Below are 3,473 nucleotides of genomic sequence, written 5' to 3'. Positions count from 1 at the left end.
GAACCCGCCAACGGCTTCCACGTCACCCGGTACCGCCAGGAGTCCACCACCGAATCCACCCGGCGCCGCTGCCGCCACGAGGACAGCACCGGCAGGACGGAGCCCAGCTCCTCGGGCGCCCGGTCGATGTCCAGGGCCGCGGCGAGTTCGCCGAGGTCCTGGCGCTCCACGGCCTGCCAGAAGCGCGCCTCGTCCGGGTCGGCCACGACGGCCGTTCCGGGCGCGGCCTTCGGCCAGTAGCGCTCCCGCTGGAAGGCGTAGGTCGGCAGCGGGGCCGGACGGCCGGCGGGCAGCAGCCCGGACCAGTCGATCTCCGCCCCGGCCGTCCACAGCGTGGCGAGCGCCCGCAGTGCCGTGTCGGCGTCGTCCCGGTCCTTGCGCAGCAGCGGCGCGCACACCGCGTCGGGGAGCATCCGGCCGGCCAGCGCGGTCAGCACGCCGTCCGGGCCGAGCTCCACGAAGCGGGTGACGCCCCGGCCGTGCAGCGCCTCGACGCCGTCGGCGAAGCGGACGGCCTCGCGGACCTGCCGCACCCAGTAGGACGGGGTGGACATCAGCCCGGGCCCGGCGAGTTCGCCGGTCAGGTCGGAGACAATCGGCAGCTGCGGCTCCGAGTAGGTCAACTCCGCCAGCACGGCGGCGAATTCTTCGAGCATCGGCTCCATCAGGGCCGAGTGGAAGGCGTGCGAGACGGTGAGCCGGCTGGTCTTGCGGCCCTCGGCCCGCCAGCGCTCGGCGAGCTCCTCGACCACCTCGGTCGGGCCCGAAACCACCAGCGAGGTCGGCCCGTTGACGGCCGCGACGTCCAGGCGGTCGCCGATCGCCTCCCGGACCTCGGCCTCGGTGGCCTGCACCGCCAGCATCGCTCCGCCCTCGGGCAGCGCCTGCATCAGCCGGCCGCGCGCCGCCACCAGGGCGCACGCGTCGGCCAGCGAGAACACGCCCGCCACATGGGCGGCGGCGATCTCACCGATCGAGTGGCCGAGCAGGAAGTCGGCCGTCACGCCCCAGGATTCGAGCAGCCGGTACGAGGCGACCTCGACCGCGAACAGCCCGGCCTGCGCCCACACCGTCCGGTCCAGATCCTCGACGCCCTCGAACACCACGTCCTTCACCGGCCGGTCCAGCAGCAGGTCGAACTCCGCGCAGACCGCGTCGAAGGCCTCCGCGAACACCGGGAACCGCGCGTACAGCCCGGCCCCCATCCCGGCCCGCTGCGCGCCCTGACCAGTGAACAGGAAGGCCGTACCTCCCTGCGCCGTGACGCCCGAGACCACCTGGGCCGAGGGCTCGCCCGCCGCCAGCGCGGCGACACCGGAGCGCAGTTCGTCCCGGTCGCCGCCGAACACCACCGCGCGGTGGTCCAGCGCGGCCCGGGACAGCAGCCCCGCGGCCACCTCCGCCGGAGCGAACTCCGGTGCGGCCGCGAGGAATCCGGCCAGTCGCCCGGCCTGCGCCGCCAGTGCGGAGGCGGTCCGCCCCGACACCGGCCACGGCAGCACACCCTCGACGGCCACCGTCTCCTCGGCCGCCACCGTCGGAGCGGCCTCCAGGATCACGTGGGCGTTGGTGCCGCTGATCCCGAAGGAGGACACGCCCGCGCGCCGCGGCCGGTCCAGCTCGGGCCACGGGCGGGACTCGGTGAGCAGTTCCACCGCGCCCGCCGACCAGTCGACCTCGGAGGTCCGCTGCTCCGCGTGCAGCGTGGCCGGCAGGACGCCGTGCCGCAGCGCCTGCACCATCTTGATCACACCCGCCACACCGGCCGCGGCCTGGGTGTGGCCGATGTTGGACTTGATCGCGCCGAGCCAGAGCGGCTCACCGGCCCGCTCCTGGCCGTACGTGGCCAGCAGCGCCTGGGCCTCGATCGGGTCGCCCAGGCGGGTACCGGTGCCGTGCGCCTCCACCGCGTCCACCTCGGCGGCCGACAGCCCGGCACTCGCCAGCGCCTGCCGGATCACCCGCTCCTGCGAGGGACCGTTCGGGGCGGTGAGGCCGTTGGACGCGCCGTCCTGGTTGACCGCGCTGCCGCGCACCACCGCGAGCACCTCGTGCCCGTTGCGCCGCGCGTCCGACAGCCGCTCCAGCACCAGCACGCCGACGCCTTCCGACCAGCCGGTGCCGTCCGCCTCGGCCGAGAAGGCCTTGCAGCGCCCGTCCGAGGCCAGGCCGCCCTGCCGGGCGAACTCGGCGAAGGCGGTGTTGGTGGACATCACGGTGACACCGCCGGCCAGCGCCAGTTCGCACTCGCCCCGGCGCAGCGCCTGCGCCGCGAGGTGCAGGGCGACCAGCGAGGCGGAGCAGGCCGTGTCCACGGTCAGCGCCGGCCCTTCGAGACCGAAGGCGTACGCCACCCGGCCGGAGAGCACCGACGCGGCGTTGCCGGTCAGCACATGCCCCTCGACCTCCTCGTCGGAGGCGGCGAGCAGCGTGCCGTAGTCCTGGCCGTTGGTGCCGACGAAGACGCCGACGGGGGCGCCGTGGACGGACAGCGGGTCGGTGCCCGCCGATTCGAAGGCCTCCCAGGACGCCTCCAGCAGCAGCCGCTGCTGGGGGTCCATTGCCAGCGCCTCGCGCGGCGAGATGCCGAACAGGCTCGCGTCGAAGTCGGTCGCGTGCCGGAGGAAGCCGCCCTCGGGCGCGTACGTCCCGGCGTCGCGGTCGAGGTCCCAGCCGCGGTCGGTCGGGAACGGGCCGACGCCGTCCGCGCCGTCGGTCAGCAGCTGCCACAGTTCGGCGGGCGTGCCGACGTCGCCGGGGAAGCGGCAGCTCATGCCGACGATCACGATCGGCTCGTCGGTCCCGGCCGGTGCGGGCGCCATCGCCTCGGTCAGCACGGCCCGGTCACCGAGCATCAGGCCGAGCAGGTGATCGGCGAGCCGGGTGGGCGTCGGGTGGTCGAACACGAGCGTCGTCGGCAGCCGCAGCGCGGTCTCGGCGCTGAGCCGGTTGCGCAGTTCGACGGCGGTCAGCGAGTCGAAGCCCAGCTCCCGGAAGGCCCGGGCGGGCGCCACCGCGTCGACCGAGGCGTGGCCGAGCACGGACGCGGCCTGGGCCCGGACGAGGTCGAGCAGCAGCTGACGGCGCCGGCCGGCCGGCGCCGAGGCCAGCTCGGAGCCCATCGGCACGGGAGCCTCCGCCCCGGCGGGCGCGGGCCGCGCCGCGGCTTCCGGCAGGTCCGCGAGCAGGGTGCTCGGACGGGAGCCGGTGAAGCCGCCGAGGAACTGCGGCCAGTCGATGTCGGCGACGCTCACCTCGGTCTCGTCGTGGTCGACGGCCCTGGCCAGGGCCTGGATCGCGAGTTCCGGGTCCATCGGCAGCACGCCGCCGCGCCGCAGCCGCTCGACGACCACCTCGCCGGTGGCGAGGCCGTCCTGTGCCCAGGCGCCCCAGGCGATCGAGAGTCCGGCGAGACCGCGGTCGCGGCGCCGCTGGATCCAGGCGTCCAGGAAGGCGTTCGCCGCCGCGTAGTT

The 3,473-nt window shown here is 75.3% G+C and carries 1 protein-coding gene; it reads right to left on the bottom strand.

The window, feature by feature from the left end:
- Positions 1 to 3,473, bottom strand: a 3,473-nt coding sequence (locus ACWGKU_RS40705; RefSeq protein ID WP_452181054.1) for a beta-ketoacyl synthase N-terminal-like domain-containing protein, incomplete at both ends; no start/stop codon positions are given.

Source organism: Kitasatospora sp. NPDC054768 (assembly GCF_053612025.1).
The sequence above is the reverse complement of the archived record's forward strand: the minus strand, read 5'-3'. Positions and strand labels throughout refer to the sequence as shown.